Below are 14,920 nucleotides of genomic sequence, written 5' to 3'. Positions count from 1 at the left end.
TATCTCCAGCCAGTTATCACACAGCCCCAATTGGGCGTTTTTTTTGCAGCCTCGGGCGGGCATACTAGGCCGTCCCTTACCCTGGTGCCGCCCGCCCCTATGCTTCGCGTCCTGATCGCCCTTGCTCTGACCTGTCTGCTCCAGCCGGCCTTCGCCGACGAGCGCGCGCAAACCCAACAGCAGTTGGAGGCCACGCGTCAGGATATCGCCGAGCTGAAAAAGCTTCTGGGCAAGCTGCAGGAAGAAAAGTCCGGCGTGCAGAAAGAGCTCAAGGGCACTGAAACCGAGATGGGCAAGCTGCAGAAGCAGGTCGACGCGCTGCAGAAAGAACTGCAGAAGAGCGAATCCGAGCTGCAGCGGCTCGATGCAGAGAAAAAAAAACTTCAGAGCGCGCGCACTGAACAGCAGCGACTGATCGCCATTCAGGCCCGTGCGGCTTACCAGAACGGCCGCCAGGAATATCTCAAGCTGCTGCTCAACCAGCAGAATCCCGAGAAATTCGCCCGCACCCTCACCTATTACGACTACCTGAGCCAGGCACGCCTGGAGCAGTTGAAGAACTTCAACGAAACCCTGCGCCAACTGGCCAATGTCGAAAAAGACATCGGTCTGCAGCAAGCGCAGTTGCTGGTGCAGAAAAGCGACCTCGACACGCAGCGCGAAGCACTCGAGAAAGTCCGCAAGGAGCGCCAGCAGGTTCTCGCCAGACTCAATGACGACGTCAAGGCCCGCGATCAGAAACTCGCCGCCCGCGAGCAGGATCAGGCAGACCTGTCTAAAGTCCTTAAAACCATTGAAGAAACCCTGGCCCGACAGGCTCGTGAGGCGGAAGAGGCGCGGCAGAAAGCGCTGATCGCCCAGCAGGAAGCGGAAAAAAAGCGTTTGCGTGAGGCGCAGGCTGAAAACAGCGACGCCCCACGAAAACCCGCCAGATCAAGCCCCGGCGCGCTGGTATCGAGCAGCGGCGAAACGTTTGGCGGGCCATTTGCTGCAACCCGGGGAAAACTTCCGTGGCCGGTTGATGGTCGATTACTCGCACGCTTCGGTGAAAGCCGTGGCGACGACGCCCGCACCAAGTGGGATGGCGTGATGATCAGCGCCTCCGCCGGCAGCCAGGTGCACGCCGTACACGGCGGGCGCGTGGTGTTCGCCGATTGGCTGCGCGGTGCCGGTTTGCTGGTGATTCTTGATCACGGCAACGGTTTTCTGAGTCTTTACGGCCACAACCAGACGCTGCTCAAGTCGGCGGGTGATGTGGTCAAGGCGGGCGAGTCGATCTCCACTGTCGGTAACAGTGGCGGTCAGGACACGCCAGCGCTGTATTTCGCAATTCGTCAGCAGGGTCACCCGAGTGATCCGGCGCAATGGTGCCGTGCGCAAGGATAAGCGCACCACCTAATTCAGGAGTTCGTTCGACATGCTGCATTTGTCCCGCCTTACCTCGCTGGCCCTGACGATCGCCCTGGTGATCGGCGCGCCTCTGGCGTTCGCCGCGCAACCGGCCCCGACCGTCGCTCCGGCAGGCACTGCCGCGACCGCCAAGGCGCCGTTGCCACTGGAAGAGCTGCGCACCTTCGCCGAGGTCATGGACCGGATCAAAGCCGCGTACGTCGAGCCTGTGGACGACAAGACCCTGCTGGAAAACGCGATCAAGGGCATGCTCAGCAACCTTGATCCGCACTCGGCGTACCTTGGCCCTGAAGATTTCACCGAGCTGCAGGAAAGCACCAGCGGTGAGTTCGGCGGCCTGGGCATCGAAGTCGGCGCCGAAGACGGCTTCATCAAGGTTGTCTCGCCGATTGATGACACGCCAGCGTCGAAGGCGGGCATCCAGGCGGGTGACTTCATCGTCAAGATCAACGGCCAGCCAACCCGTGGCCAGACCATGACCGAAGCCGTCGACAAGATGCGCGGCAAGATCGGCCAGAAAATCACCCTGACCCTGGTTCGCGATGGCGGCACGCCGTTCGACGTGACACTGGCCCGTGCAGTGATTCAGGTCAAGAGCGTCAAGGCGCAGCTGCTGGAATCGGGCTACGGCTACATCCGCATCACCCAGTTCCAGGTCAAGACCGGCGAAGAAGTCTCCAAGGCTCTGGCCAAACTGCGCAAGGACAACGGCAAGAAGCTCAACGGCATCATCCTCGACCTGCGCAACAACCCGGGCGGCGTGCTGCAATCGGCGGTTGAAGTGGTCGACCATTTCATCACCAAGGGCCTGATCGTCTACACCAAGGGCCGCATTGCCAACTCCGAGTTGCGCTTCTCCGCCACCGGCAAGGACGAGAGCGAAGCGGTACCGATGGTCGTGCTGATCAACGGTGGCAGTGCCTCGGCTTCGGAGATCGTCGCCGGCGCCCTGCAGGACCAGAAACGTGCCGTGGTCATGGGCACCACCAGTTTCGGCAAGGGCTCGGTGCAGACCGTGCTGCCGCTGAACAACGACCGCGCGCTGAAGATCACCACCGCGCTGTATTTCACGCCGAACGGCCGCTCGATCCAGGCTCAGGGCATCGTGCCGGACATCGAAGTGCGCCGCGCGAAGATCACCAACGAAGCGGACAGCGAATACTTCAAGGAAGCCGATCTGCAAGGTCACTTGGGCAACGGCAACGGCGGCGCCGACAAACCGAGCGGCTCCGGCGGCAAGGCCAAAGCGATGCCGCAGGATGACGATTACCAGTTGGCCCAGGCCCTGAGCCTGCTCAAAGGCCTGAGCATCACGTCCGGCCGCTGAGGATGTTGTTGCGTTCCCTCTGCGTTCTGTTGTGCTGTCTGGCGGGTCTTGCCCAAGCAGAGCCCGCCAGTTCCTCGCCGCACAAGGCCTACCTGACACTGATCATCGATGACCTGGGGCAGAACCTGCCCCGGGATCGTCGCGTGCTCGCCCTGCCCGGCCCGGTCACGGCGGCGATCATGCCCGATACCCCCCACGCCACCGAGTTTGCCCGCGAAGCCCATCGCGCCGGCAAGATCGTCATCCTGCACATGCCCATGGACCCGGCCACCGGGCCGTACGCCTGGCACCCCGAACTGCCCATTGAAGAGCTGCAGAAACGCCTGAATGCCGCGTTTGAAAAAGTCCCGTTCACTGCCGGCATCAACAATCACATGGGCAGCCGCATGACCGCGCAGCCTGCGGCGATGGCGTGGTTGATGGGCGAATTGCAGCGTCGGCACAAGTTCTTCGTCGACAGCCGCACCAGCGCTCAAACGGTCGCTGCGCAGCAGGCGCAGAAAATCGACCTGGGCAGCGTTTCCCGTGATGTGTTTCTTGATGATGAGCGCACCGAAGCGGCCATTGCCACTCAGTTGCAGACCGCGATCGCCCTGGCGCACAAACAGGGTTCAGCGGTGATGATCGGCCATCCGTATCCGCAGACCCTGGCGGTGCTCGAGCGCGAATTACCCAAGCTCAAAGCGCAGGGCATCGACTGGATCGATATCAGGCAGATGATCAGCGTGCGCAGCAACCGCGCCATGGCTGGCCATGGCAAGGATGGCATTTACCGGTAACACCCGGTCACGTTGCAATACATAGTTACCACCGAACGCCCCTCCCCCTTCCGGATAGTGAGACCTGCAACAGGTCGCGACTCCTTTGAGTCGCTTGCAACTATCAGGAGTGCCCATGACAAACAACGCCCCGATTATCCCGCCCGTTGGGCGGACTGAACCGATCCGCATCGATAACCTGCTGATCAACTTCACAACAGAATTTCTGCGCATCTGGGATACCAACGGTTTGTCGGCCAGACCCGCGTCGTTCTGGCGCCCGACTCCGGCTCCCGACGCGCTGCCCGGTTATTTCCCCTTGGGCGACTTCGTCACCAGAGGCGTTGGCAACATCAACGGCGAACGCGTGGTCGCGGTTGTTTGTGAGGCAGACATTGCCAGCACTGACCCCACCAAAGGCAGGGCACTGCGACGTCCCGATGATTACGAGCTGGTCTGGAAGGACTCCGGATCAGGCTCGAAACGAGATCTGTCGATCTGGCGACCGCTAGCTCCCGCAGGCTACGTAGCGCTGGGGTCGGTGTGCTCGAACGATCATGAAAAACCTTCGCTCAACGCGGTGCGCTGCGTTCGCGAAGACCTGGTGATCGCGTCGAATACCACCGATCTGATCTGGGACGACAAGGGCAGCAAGGCCCGACAGCGCGTCAGCACCTGGAGCGCCGTTCCTCCAGCCGCTTTGCCGGGCGAAGTCTACTTGGCATCGGGCAGTTTTTTCAGCTTGAGTGACTACACCCGACCGGCCAGTTTCCCGGTCTACTGCTTGCGCTTGCAGATCGGCCTGCAGATGTCTACACGCCCATCGCCACCGGTGCTCTGCGGCGAGACGCCAACACCTGTAGAGCCAACGGACGATGCGACTTACACCGCCAGCCTCCCCTGGTTCACGGTCAACGATCCGCGTTACACCGCCGCTGAGCAATGGCGTCACTCGCCCTTCTATCTGCTTGAACGCAAGGATCGCTACATCCTCGTCGGTCACGCACGCAACAGTGGCAACGACAGCCAGATATTCAGGTGGAATGCGCAGCGCGCCCAGCGTACTGGCGGCTTGCGTACTTTCACTCAAACCACTTGCATCGAATTCGGCGCGCAATGGCAAACCCGTCAGCACGGCGCGTTGATGTTTTCCGCACGGCTGGGCCACGATTTCACCCAATGCGAACTGCATTCGAATGAATGGATCAATACAGCGACCATCGAAGTGGTTGCGGTGGTGGACAAAAACCGCTCAGTGGCCGCCTACCTGGCCCAGAGCGAATACAGACTGGTGCGCGCGGACGGCACGGCAGTGACGGAAGGTTTCAGCTACACCGATGGCAATAGCCTGCACATCAGCCAGTACGCACCTACCGAGCCTGCAATCATCGTCGCTTCGGAGCCAGAGGCGGTCGAAGATCAGACTGTGCTTGCGCCTGCGACCGAGGGCGAAATCAGCACCTCCCTGCCAGAGCCCGAGGAGTCAGCCGTTACAGATAGCGCGCCATGATTTCATCGACCACGCCTTCCTTGCGCAACTGATCCAGCGCGGTCTGTAGCCTGTTGACCACCTCATCGGAGACGTCCTTGTTCAGCGCCAGATACAACTCGGCGCTGTTGAAGCGCAGCACGGTCTTCAGGCCGGTCACGCCATCCTGCCGCGCCAGATAACGGCCGGCAGGATCACCCGTGGCCCACAGATCGATCTGGCCATTGAGCAGTTTTTTTGCGTTGTCCTGATCGCGCAGCACCACCACCGGTTTGAGGCCTTGCTTGGTGAGTGTCTCGGCAATCGCATCGCCCTTGTAGGCGCCGATCTTGTATTTGCGCGCATCATTGAGGGTTTCGAGGGTGATCTTGCTGTCAGCCTTGGCCAGCAGGATCCAGTCGTCCGGGCCGATTGGGCCGACCCATTTGAACAGTCTTTCGCGATCGGGCAGGCGCGCCATGACGAAGGCCCCGTAGCCGGGATTCTCCAGGGCGAGTTTGTAGACACGCTCCCAGGGGAAACGCAGGGTCAGGCTGTAAGTGAGGCCGGCGCGCTGGAACATCTCGCGAACGATGTCCGTGGCAATGCCGTTGATGTTGTCGCCCTGGGCGAAATTCTTGCCGTTCTTCGCCATGTTGTACGGCGGGAAGTTCTCGGTGAGCAGTACCAGATCGGTGTCGGGACTGGTTTCGGCCCGGGCATTGCTGATGAGCAACAACGAGGCGCTGGCGAGAACAACAAGCAGGCGTTTGATCATGTCGGGCTACCGGAATCCATGGCGTGCCCAAGAGTGCCTTGGGCGCGCCATGCTGTCCACTGGCCTGTACGCTTTAGCGCATGACGATGCCGCGATGCGACATGTAGGCCTTGGCTTCCTGCACAGTGTATTCGCCGAAGTGGAAAATACTCGCCGCCAGCACCGCACTGGCATGACCTTCGAGAATGCCATCGGCCAGATGCTGCAGATTGCCGACACCACCGGAAGCGATCACCGGAATGCCCAGCGCGTCGCTGATGGCGCGGGTCACGCCGAGGTCGAAACCGTTTTTCATGCCGTCCTGATCCATGCTGGTCAGGAGGATCTCGCCGGCACCGAGGCCTTCCATTTTCTTCGCCCACTCGACTGCGTCGAGACCGGTCGGCTTGCGCCCGCCGTGGGTGAAGATTTCCCAGCGCGGGGTTTCGCCGGGACCGGAAACTTTCTTGGCGTCGATGGCAACGACGATGCACTGCGAGCCGAAATGCTGCGCGGCCTCGCCGACGAACTCGGGGTTGAACACGGCGGCGGTGTTGATCGACACCTTGTCCGCGCCGGCATTGAGCAGATTGCGGATGTCTTGCACGGTACGCACGCCACCGCCGACGGTCAGCGGGATGAATACCTGGCTGGCCATGCGCTCGACGGTATGCAGCGTGGTGTCACGGCCATCGACGCTGGCGGTGATGTCGAGAAAGGTAATCTCGTCGGCGCCCTGCTCGTCGTAGCGACGAGCAATTTCCACCGGGTCACCGGCGTCGCGGATGTTCTCGAACTTCACGCCTTTGACGACCCGGCCGTTGTCCACGTCCAGGCAAGGGATGATGCGTTTGGCCAGCGCCATGGTCAGTCCTCAGCCTTGGTACGAATCGCAGAAAGCTTGCGCTTCGGCGACATCGAGAGTGCCCTCATAGATCGCCCGGCCGGTAATCGCGCCGATGATGCCCGGTGCCTTGGCGTCGAGCAGCGACTTGATGTCACCCAGGTTATGGATGCCGCCGGAAGCGATCACCGGAATCCTGGTGGCAGCGGCCAGCGCGGCGGTGAACGGTACGTTGCAGCCCTGCATCATGCCGTCTTTGGCAATGTCGGTATAAACGATCGAGGATACGCCGTCGGCTTCGAACTGCTTGGCCAGGTCAATGACCTGCACGGTGCTGATCTCAGCCCAGCCGTCGGTGGCGACGAAACCGTCTTTCGCATCCAGACCGACAATGATCTTGCCCGGAAACGCACGGCAGGCTTCAGCAACGAACGCCGGATCTTTTACGGCTTTGGTACCGATGATCACGTAGCTCACGCCCGCCTTGACGTAGTGCTCGATGGTTTCCAGCGAACGAATGCCGCCACCGATCTGGATCGGCAGGGTCGGGTAACGCTTGGCGATTGCGGTAACCACTTCGCCGTTGACCGGCTGGCCTTCGAACGCGCCGTTCAGGTCGACCAGATGCAGACGGCGGCAACCGCCCTCCACCCACTTGGCAGCCATGCTCACCGGGTCATCGGAGAACACCGTGGAATCTTCCATGCGGCCCTGGCGCAGACGTACGCAGGCACCGTCTTTGAGATCGATAGCGGGAATAATCAGCATCTGGCAAACCTTAAAATTGGAATGTTCAGCTTGGCTCGGGAATCAGTTTTTCTCGAGCGCCCACAGGTCGCTTTCGATGCTTTCAAACCGTTCCTTGAGGTGGGTCTGCACATCGAAAATCGCCCTGTTGTAATAGTGCGGAGCAATCTCGCGGGTAAACAGCTCAAGAATTTCCGCCGCTTCGAACGAACCCAGGTCCAGTTCGAAACGGTCTTCCATGAACCGCTGGATCTTGCGATTGGCCTCGCTCTCCTGCTCGGGAGTGAGGGTCAGGATCGGCGGTCTGGACTTCTTGACAGCCATTTACCAGCGACCGTCCCACGCAGCGAAGTTCTGCAGCAGTTGCAGGCCGTGGGTATGGCTTTTCTCCGGGTGGAACTGCACGGCGAAACGCGAACCGTCGGCCAGCGCTGCGGCGAAATCGACACCGTAATGACCGCTGCCCACCACCTGCCGCGCATTGGCGGCGGCGATGTAGTAGCTGTGCACGAAGTAGAAACGCGCCAGATCCGGGATGTCATGCCACAGCGGGTGACTGATCTTCTGCTTTACCTCGTTCCAGCCCATGTGCGGGACTTTGAGGTGCTCGCCGTCTTCGTGCAGATCCTTGCCGAAGAATTTCACCGCGCCCGGAAACAGGCCGATGCAGTCGACGCCGGCGTTCTCTTCGCTGGTATCGAGCAAGGCTTGCATGCCGACGCAGATGCCGAGGAACGGCCGATCCTGGCTGACCTCACGGACCAGCGAGTCGAAGCCGAGGCGACGGATCTCCGCCATGCAATCGCGAATCGCGCCAACGCCCGGGAATACCACACGGTCGGCTTCTCGAATCACGTTCGCGTCGCTGGTAATCAGCACCTTGCCGGCGCCGACGTGCTCGAGCGCTTTGGCCACCGAGTGCAGATTGCCCATGCCGTAGTCGATAACTGCAACCGTCTGCATTACAGAACGCCTTTGGTCGACGGCATTTGCCCGGCCATGCGCTCGTCAAGCTCGACGGCCATGCGCAGCGCGCGGCCGAAAGCCTTGAACACGGTTTCGATCTGGTGGTGAGTGTTGGTGCCGCGCAGGTTATCGATGTGCACGCTGACCAGCGCGTGGTTGACGAAGCCCTGGAAAAACTCCTGGAACAGGTCAACGTCGAAACCGCCGACGGTGGCGCGGGTGTACGGCACGTGCATCTGCAGGCCCGGGCGACCGGAGAAATCGATCACCACGCGCGACAGCGCTTCATCGAGCGGCACGTAGGCATGGCCGTAGCGACGGATGCCTTTCTTGTCGCCGATGGCTTTGGCGAACGCCTGGCCGAGGGTGATACCGACGTCTTCCACCGTATGGTGGTCGTCGATATGCAGATCGCCCTTGCATTCGATATCCAGGTCGATCAACCCGTGACGGGCAATCTGATCCAGCATGTGCTCAAGAAAAGGTACACCGATATCGAATCGGGCCTTTCCGGTGCCATCAAGGTTGATCGAGGCTTTGATCTGGGTTTCCAGAGTGTCGCGCTCGACAGACGCCTTACGTTCGGCCATCACCAGCTCCGCAAAATCATTGGGCGAAAAAGGCAGCCATTATAGGCACGCAGGAGGCAAACAGAAACACGAGAGGTGAGATGCCTGACGGATAGAACGCCCGGCTGTCGCGGGTAGACATGTCCATACAAGCCAGTACAGGCATGCCATAAACAAATGTGGGAGCGAGCCTGCTCGCGAATGCGGCAGGCCAGCCAACATTGATGTCGACCGGTGCTCCGTCTTCGCGAGCAGGCTCGCTCCCACAGGTTCGGCGTTTATTCAGCTAACACCTTAGTGAAACAGTACCGCCGTCTTCTGCAGGGTCACCCACACACCCCACGCCAACGGAATACCCACCACCAGCCATGCCGCGATCGCCAGAGGCTTGGTGCCCGGCGCGGCTTTCCACTCCAGAACGGTGCTGGCGTCAGCACCTTTGTCGTGGCCCAGCGCCTGTTCGGCGGCCAGTTCCGCGTCGGTCATGAAGTACTTGTCGGCCACCGGGCGCACCATCAGATTGCACAGAAAGCCCAGAACCAGCAGGCCGGCGAGGATGTACAGGGTGATGTCGTAAGCGGCAGCGCGTTCCACGCCGATGCTCAACTGATATTCACGCAGGTAGTTCACCAGCACCGGACCGAGCACACCGGCAGCGGCCCAGGCAGTCAGCAGACGACCGTGGATCGCACCGACCATCTGCGTACCGAACAGGTCGGCCAGATATGCCGGAACCGTGGCAAAACCACCGCCGTACATCGACAGGATGATGCAGAAAGCCGCCACGAACAGCGCAACGTTGCCCAGATGGCCCATGTTCGGAATCAGCGCGTACAGGGCAAAACCCAGCGCGAAGAACACGAAGTAAGTGTTCTTGCGCCCCAGGTAGTCGGAGAACGAAGCCCAGAAGAAGCGGCCACCGATGTTGAACAGGCTCAGCAGACCGGTGAAGCCCGCCGCGATCGCTGCGATCGAGGCCAGTTGGCCCGCGTCGAGTTGGCCGAACGGCACATCGACGCCCAGCAGTTTGCCGCCGAACACTTCCTGCAACAGTGGCGAAGCCATGCCGAGGATACCGATACCCGCCGACACGTTCAGGCACAGCACCAGCCAGACCAGACGGAATTGCGGAGTTTTCCACGCTACATTCACGTGGACGTGACGGTTGGTGATCATCGCGTTGGAAGCTTTCTTCGCCGGAGCGGTCCAGCCTTCAGGCTTCCAGCCGGTTGGCGGCACGCGGTAGGACAATGCGCCACCGATCATGAACACGAAGTAAATGGCCGCCATGGCCACGAAGCTCTGCCATACGCCCACGCCTTCTGGCGATGCGAAGTGGCTCATCAGCGCAGTCGCCAACGGTGCACCGACCATCGCGCCGCCACCGAAGCCCATGATCGCCATGCCGGTTGCCATGCCGCGCTTGTCCGGGAACCACTTGATCAGGGTCGACACCGGCGAGATATAGCCCAGGCCCAGACCGATACCGCCGATCACGCCGGAGCCGATCCACATCAGCCAGATCTGGTGGGTATAGATACCCAGCGCGGAAATCAGCAGACCGCCGCACCAGCACAAGGCCGAGACCACGCCCGCTTTACGAGGCCCGGCGTGTTCCAGCCAGCCACCCCAGATCGCTGCCGAGCAGCCGAGGAAGATGAAGAACAGCGTGTAGATCCAGCCGAGCATGGAGATCGGCCAGTCGCAGTTCGACGAAAATACCTGTGCGATGAAGCTCATGTCCGGCGCGCAAGCCACCGGCGCGGTAACGCCGAGTGCCTTGGACAGCGGCAACCAGAACACCGAGAAGCCGTAGGCCATGCCGATGCACAGGTGAATGGCCAAAGCGGCCGGTGGAACCAGCCAGCGGTTGAAACCGGGCTTGGCGATGATGCGTTCCTTGGACAGGAACGCAGGCTGGTCGGCTTTGAGGCCGTCCGCCGTGATGCTCGTGCTCATTGTGTATCCCCCAATTGTTAGTATGGTTCGCCAGCCACTGCTCACCCTCGGCCTTATGCACGCAGGCATGACCGTTTTTTTAGGTGAAGCTCCTTGAAGGCGCGACGTTAAGTCGCAGACGGGCGGACGAACTGGCGAAGGTTACCATTCTCAGGTGACAGAAAAACCAAACTGATATCACCTTTTTTCAAGTCATCTGTTCTCGTACGACTCGGGAAGCCGCCAACCCCGCGTCTGCAAAGGCACCACGCCGCTTGCTACTTGTCCCATTTATGCGTGCGAAAAGTTACCCGTCGTCTGGGCGTGACTGAACGACGGGTGAACCAAGCGCAAAAAATGGCGTCGCAAGCGGGGGCCGGATTGCGCCCTCTGGCGCCCGCCGGGCATCCTCAAGCGCAGGCCCTGTGGCGAAGTTGCAGGTGCCGCCGCCGACCCTCGGCAGATGACGCCACACCGAACCGGGCGCCGGCAGCGCTATACTCCCCGGCCATATGACCAATTCGACTAACTACAAGGACTCGCCCATGAAAGCGTTCGGCAAAATCCTGGGTCTGGTACTTCTCGGGCTGTTGCTGATCATTGTGGCGGCAGGCTTTGCCCTGACCCACCTCTTCGATCCCAACGACTATAAAGACGAGATCCGCCAGATTGCCCGCGACAAGGCCCACATCGAGCTGACGCTCAATGGCGATATCGGCTGGAGCCTGTTCCCGTGGCTTGGTCTGGAACTGCACGAAGCCAGCGTCGCCACCCTGGCCAAGCCTGCCGAACCGTTTGCCGACTTGCAGATGCTCGGCCTGTCCGTGCGCGTGCTGCCGTTGTTGCGCCGCGAAGTGCAGATGAGCGACGTGCGCGTCGAAGGCCTCAACCTGCGCCTGAACCGCGACAAGAACGGCCACGGCAACTGGGAAGACATCGGCAAGGTGCCAGTGGCACCCGGCTCGACGCCACCCGCCACAACGGGCACGACCGCCAGCGAGCCGACCGTCGCCGTGGAAAAACCGGCGCAACCGATCCGCCTCGACATCGACAGCCTGACCGTCAACAACGCCCGCGTTGAATACACCGATGAGCTGACCGGCAAGCAGTTCAGTGCCGAAAGCATTCAGTTGAGCACCGGCCCGGTACACGATTCGACCAATATCCCGGTGAAAGCCACCGCGTTCCTCGGCACCAATCAACCGGTGCTGCGCGTGCGCACCGAGCTCAACGGCGAGCTGCGCTTCGAGCGCGCCCTGCAGCGCTACAAGTTCGAAGATCTGAAGCTGACCGGCGAGCTCGCTGGCGATCCGCTGCAAGGCAAGACCATGACCTTCTCTGCTCAAGGCCAGTTATTGCTGGATAAAGCGGCGAACGTCGCCGAATGGACCGGCATCAAAATTTCCGCCAACCAGTTGCGCGCCCTGGGCGAGTTGAAAGCCAACGACCTCGACAAGACGCCACAGATCAGCGGCGGCATTTCCATCGCCCAGTTCGATCTGGCGAAATTCGTCGACAGCATCGGCCAGACACTGCCGGCGATGGGCGAAGGCAGCCTGAGCAAGGTCGAACTGGTCAGCCGCGTTGCGGCCACCCCGACCAGTCTGTCGTTCGACAATATCAACCTGAAACTCGATGACAGCAGCTTCAGCGGCCGCATCGCCATCGAGGACTTCGCCAAACAATCGCTGCGCGCGATTCTCAAGGCCGACACGTTCAACGTCGACCGTTACCTGCCACCGAAATCGGCCCAGGCCAACAACGCCACGCAAACCCGTCAGGCCGAAGTCGCCAGCACCGAGGCTGGCGCCGTCGCAGGCACCACGCCGCTGCCGGACAAACCGAGCAAAACCGCCTGGAGCACCGAGCGTCTGCTGCCGGTCGAACGCCTGGCCAAACTCGACGTCGATGCCGACCTGACCTTCGGCCAACTGACCCTCGACAAGCTGCCGATCCAGAACGCCGCGCTCAAAGCCACCGGCCAGGGCGGCTTGCTGACGCTGACTAACCTGAGCGGTGATCTGTACAACGGCGGCTTCGTCGCCAACGGCACACTCGACGTACGCCCAAGCGCGCCGGTGCTCAACCTGCAGACCCGGCTCAACCGTGTGCCGGCTGAAAAAATCATCGAAAGCCAAGGCAAGACTCCGCCGGTCAAAGGTCTGGTAACGCTGACCAGCAGCCTCACCGGCAGCGGCAACAGCCAGCAGGCGCTGATCGACACGCTCAACGGCAACGCCAGTTTCGTCATCAACAACGGCGTGCTGCTCAACGCCAATCTTGAACAGCAATTGTGCAAAGGCATCGCCACCCTCAACCGCAAGACCCTGAGCGGCGAGCCACGAGGCAAGGACACGCCGTTCGAGGAGCTCAAGGGCAACCTGACCGTGCGCAACGGCGTCGCCAGCAACCCCGACCTGAAAGTGCGTATCCCTGGCATGACCGTCAACGGTGACGGCGACATCGACCTGCGCGTGCTCGGCATGGATTACCGCGTCGGCATCATCGTCGAGGGCGACACCAGCGCCATGCCTGACCCGGCCTGTCAGGTCGGCGAGAAGTTCGTCGGCATCGAGTGGCCGCTGCGCTGCCGTGGCCCGCTGGAACTGGGGGCCAAGGCCTGTCGCGTCGACAATGACCGCCTTGGTCAGGTCGCCAGCAAAATGGCCGGCAACAAACTCAGCGAAAAGATCGACGAGAAATTGGGCGACAAAGTCAGTCCGGAACTGAAAAACGCATTGAAGGGGCTGTTCAAGCGATGACAGCGGAGCAGTTTTCCACGGCGGTGCTGGAATGGTTCGACCGCCATGGCCGCCACGATTTGCCGTGGCAGCAGGACATCAATCCGTACCGGGTCTGGGTGTCCGAGATCATGTTGCAGCAGACTCAGGTCAGCACCGTGCTCAACTATTTCGAGCGTTTCATGGCGGCGCTGCCAACAGTCGAAGCGCTGGCCGAAGCGCCGGAAGACGAGGTGCTGCACCTGTGGACCGGGCTGGGTTACTACACTCGCGCACGCAATCTGCAGAAGACCGCGAAGATCGTCGTCAGCCAGTACGCTGGCGAATTCCCGCGCGACGTGGAAAAACTCACCGAGCTGCCGGGCATCGGCCTGTCCACCGCGGGGGCGATCGCCAGCATCAGCATGGGCCTGCGCGCGCCGATCCTCGACGGCAACGTCAAACGCGTGCTGGCGCGCTTCACGGCGCAAGAGGGCTACCCCGGCGAACCGAAAGTCGCCAAACAGCTGTGGGCCAACGCCGAGCGCTTCACCCCGCACGATCGGGTCAACGCTTACACCCAGGCGATGATGGATCTTGGCGCCACACTCTGCACGCGCAGCAAGCCGAGCTGTCTGCTGTGCCCGCTCAAGCGTGGCTGTGAAGCGCACATGCTTGGTCTGGAAACACGTTATCCGATTCCCAAGCCACGCAAGGCCATCCCGCAGAAACGCACGCTGATGCCGATGCTCGCCAACGGCGAAGGCGCGATTCTGCTTTACCGCCGCCCGTCGACGGGACTGTGGGGCGGTTTGTGGAGCCTGCCGGAACTGGATGATCTGGAAGATCTGCAGCATCTGGCCGATCAGCACTCGCTGACCATGGGTCAGCAGCAGGCGCTGCCGAGCCTGATTCACACCTTCAGCCACTTCCAGTTGTCCATCGAACCGTGGCTGGTTCAGGTGCAGGAAGCCAGCCATCACGTGGCCGAGGCCGACTGGCTCTGGTATAACCTCGCCACCCCGCCGCGCCTGGGCCTTGCTGCCCCGGTCAAGACCTTGCTCGAACGCGCGGCCGCCGTATTGAATGCAGGAGAGTCGCCATGACCCGCACCGTAATGTGCCGCAAGTACAAAGAAGAACTGCCCGCGCTGGAGCGCGCCCCTTTCCCGGGCGCCAAGGGCCAGGATATTTTTGACCACGTCTCGGCCAAGGCCTGGGCCGACTGGCAGAAACACCAGACCCTGCTGATCAACGAAAAGCGCCTGAACATGATGAACGCCGACGATCGCAAATACCTGCAGGGCGAAATGGACAAGTACTTCTCCGGCGAGGAATACGCCAAGGCCGAAGGCTACGTGCCGCCAGCCGAATAACCGGTATATTTCGTAAGCGACGGAATTAATTTAAGAAATTT

The 14,920-nt window shown here is 61.2% G+C and carries 14 protein-coding genes and 1 pseudogene; 8 read left to right on the top strand and 7 right to left on the bottom strand.

Features of this window, described 5'->3' with window-relative positions; all coding sequences use genetic code 11:
* The first annotated feature begins 99 nt into the window (after positions 1-99).
* The 4 genes from AB9L16_RS01295 to AB9L16_RS01280 all read left to right on the top strand — a co-directional run bounded on the left by AB9L16_RS01295 (position 100) and on the right by AB9L16_RS01280 (position 5,005).
* Positions 100-1,386 (top strand): murein hydrolase activator EnvC, encoded by a 1,287-nt coding sequence (locus AB9L16_RS01295; RefSeq protein ID WP_150637972.1) that lies wholly within the window; start codon positions 100-102, stop codon positions 1,384-1,386.
* 31 nt (positions 1,387-1,417) lie between these two features.
* Entirely contained in the window at positions 1,418-2,737 is a 1,320-nt protein-coding gene (locus AB9L16_RS01290) for a S41 family peptidase (protein WP_039756590.1), read from the top strand.
* A 2-nt stretch (positions 2,738-2,739) separates the two neighbouring features.
* Positions 2,740-3,516 (top strand): divergent polysaccharide deacetylase family protein, encoded by a 777-nt coding sequence (locus AB9L16_RS01285; RefSeq protein WP_375122993.1) that lies wholly within the window; start codon positions 2,740-2,742, stop codon positions 3,514-3,516.
* Positions 3,517-3,631: 115 nt separating this feature from the next.
* The gene (locus AB9L16_RS01280; RefSeq protein WP_375122992.1) at positions 3,632-5,005 is read left to right on the top strand and encodes a Vps62-related protein; all 1,374 of its coding nucleotides are present in this window, start codon (positions 3,632-3,634) and stop codon (positions 5,003-5,005) included.
* Here the strand turns inward: AB9L16_RS01280 and AB9L16_RS01275 are convergent.
* From AB9L16_RS01275 to AB9L16_RS01245, 7 genes are all read right to left on the bottom strand, one after another.
* Complete coding sequence (locus AB9L16_RS01275) at positions 4,986-5,741, bottom strand: ABC transporter substrate-binding protein (RefSeq protein ID WP_252879264.1); 756 nt, start codon at positions 5,739-5,741, stop codon at positions 4,986-4,988. The two genes, AB9L16_RS01280 and AB9L16_RS01275, sit on opposite strands and share 20 nt — an antisense overlap.
* Positions 5,742-5,814: 73 nt before the next feature.
* Positions 5,815-6,585 carry an imidazole glycerol phosphate synthase subunit HisF gene (gene hisF, locus AB9L16_RS01270; protein WP_016772122.1) on the bottom strand — a complete coding sequence of 257 codons (771 nt, stop codon included), beginning with the start codon at positions 6,583-6,585 and terminating at the stop codon, positions 5,815-5,817.
* A 9-nt stretch (positions 6,586-6,594) separates the two neighbouring features.
* On the bottom strand, positions 6,595-7,332 hold the full coding sequence (gene hisA / locus AB9L16_RS01265; RefSeq protein ID WP_056787231.1) for a 1-(5-phosphoribosyl)-5-[(5-phosphoribosylamino)methylideneamino]imidazole-4-carboxamide isomerase: 738 nt from the start codon (positions 7,330-7,332) through the stop codon (positions 6,595-6,597).
* A gap of 42 nt (positions 7,333-7,374) precedes the next feature.
* Positions 7,375-7,635: a DUF2164 domain-containing protein gene (locus AB9L16_RS01260; protein WP_056787227.1), complete on the bottom strand. Its 261-nt coding sequence runs from the start codon at positions 7,633-7,635 to the stop codon at positions 7,375-7,377.
* Positions 7,636-8,274 (bottom strand): imidazole glycerol phosphate synthase subunit HisH, encoded by a 639-nt coding sequence (hisH, locus tag AB9L16_RS01255; RefSeq protein ID WP_056787225.1) that lies wholly within the window; start codon positions 8,272-8,274, stop codon positions 7,636-7,638. It lies immediately after the preceding gene.
* A complete protein-coding gene (gene hisB, locus AB9L16_RS01250; RefSeq protein WP_016772125.1) occupies positions 8,274-8,867 on the bottom strand; it encodes an imidazoleglycerol-phosphate dehydratase HisB in 594 nt (197 codons plus the stop codon). Before hisB ends, hisH begins: the two co-directional genes overlap by 1 nt.
* 273 nt (positions 8,868-9,140) lie before the next feature.
* Positions 9,141-10,805, bottom strand: a complete 1,665-nt coding sequence (locus tag AB9L16_RS01245; protein ID WP_016772126.1) for an OFA family MFS transporter — start codon at positions 10,803-10,805, stop codon at positions 9,141-9,143.
* Between the two features lie 228 nt (positions 10,806-11,033).
* Between AB9L16_RS01245 and AB9L16_RS01240 the strand changes: the two are divergent.
* From AB9L16_RS01240 to AB9L16_RS01225, 4 genes and pseudogenes are all read left to right on the top strand, one after another.
* Positions 11,034-11,251: pseudogene (locus AB9L16_RS01240) on the top strand (acetyl-CoA sensor PanZ family protein); the annotation flags it as partial.
* A gap of 78 nt (positions 11,252-11,329) precedes the next feature.
* Positions 11,330-13,546, top strand: coding sequence for an AsmA family protein (locus AB9L16_RS01235; protein ID WP_353188638.1), 2,217 nt, complete (start codon positions 11,330-11,332; stop codon positions 13,544-13,546).
* The gene (mutY, locus tag AB9L16_RS01230) at positions 13,543-14,610 is read left to right on the top strand and encodes an A/G-specific adenine glycosylase (protein ID WP_041477524.1); all 1,068 of its coding nucleotides are present in this window, start codon (positions 13,543-13,545) and stop codon (positions 14,608-14,610) included. Before AB9L16_RS01235 ends, mutY begins: the two co-directional genes overlap by 4 nt.
* On the top strand, positions 14,607-14,879 hold the full coding sequence (locus AB9L16_RS01225; protein ID WP_041477523.1) for an oxidative damage protection protein: 273 nt from the start codon (positions 14,607-14,609) through the stop codon (positions 14,877-14,879). Before mutY ends, AB9L16_RS01225 begins: the two co-directional genes overlap by 4 nt.
* Positions 14,880-14,920 lie beyond the last annotated feature (41 nt).

The sequence above is a fragment of the Pseudomonas sp. LW8 genome, assembly GCF_041956865.1.
Taxonomy (GTDB): domain Bacteria; phylum Pseudomonadota; class Gammaproteobacteria; order Pseudomonadales; family Pseudomonadaceae; genus Aquipseudomonas; species Aquipseudomonas siliginis.
The sequence above is the reverse complement of the archived record's forward strand: the minus strand, read 5'-3'. Positions and strand labels throughout refer to the sequence as shown.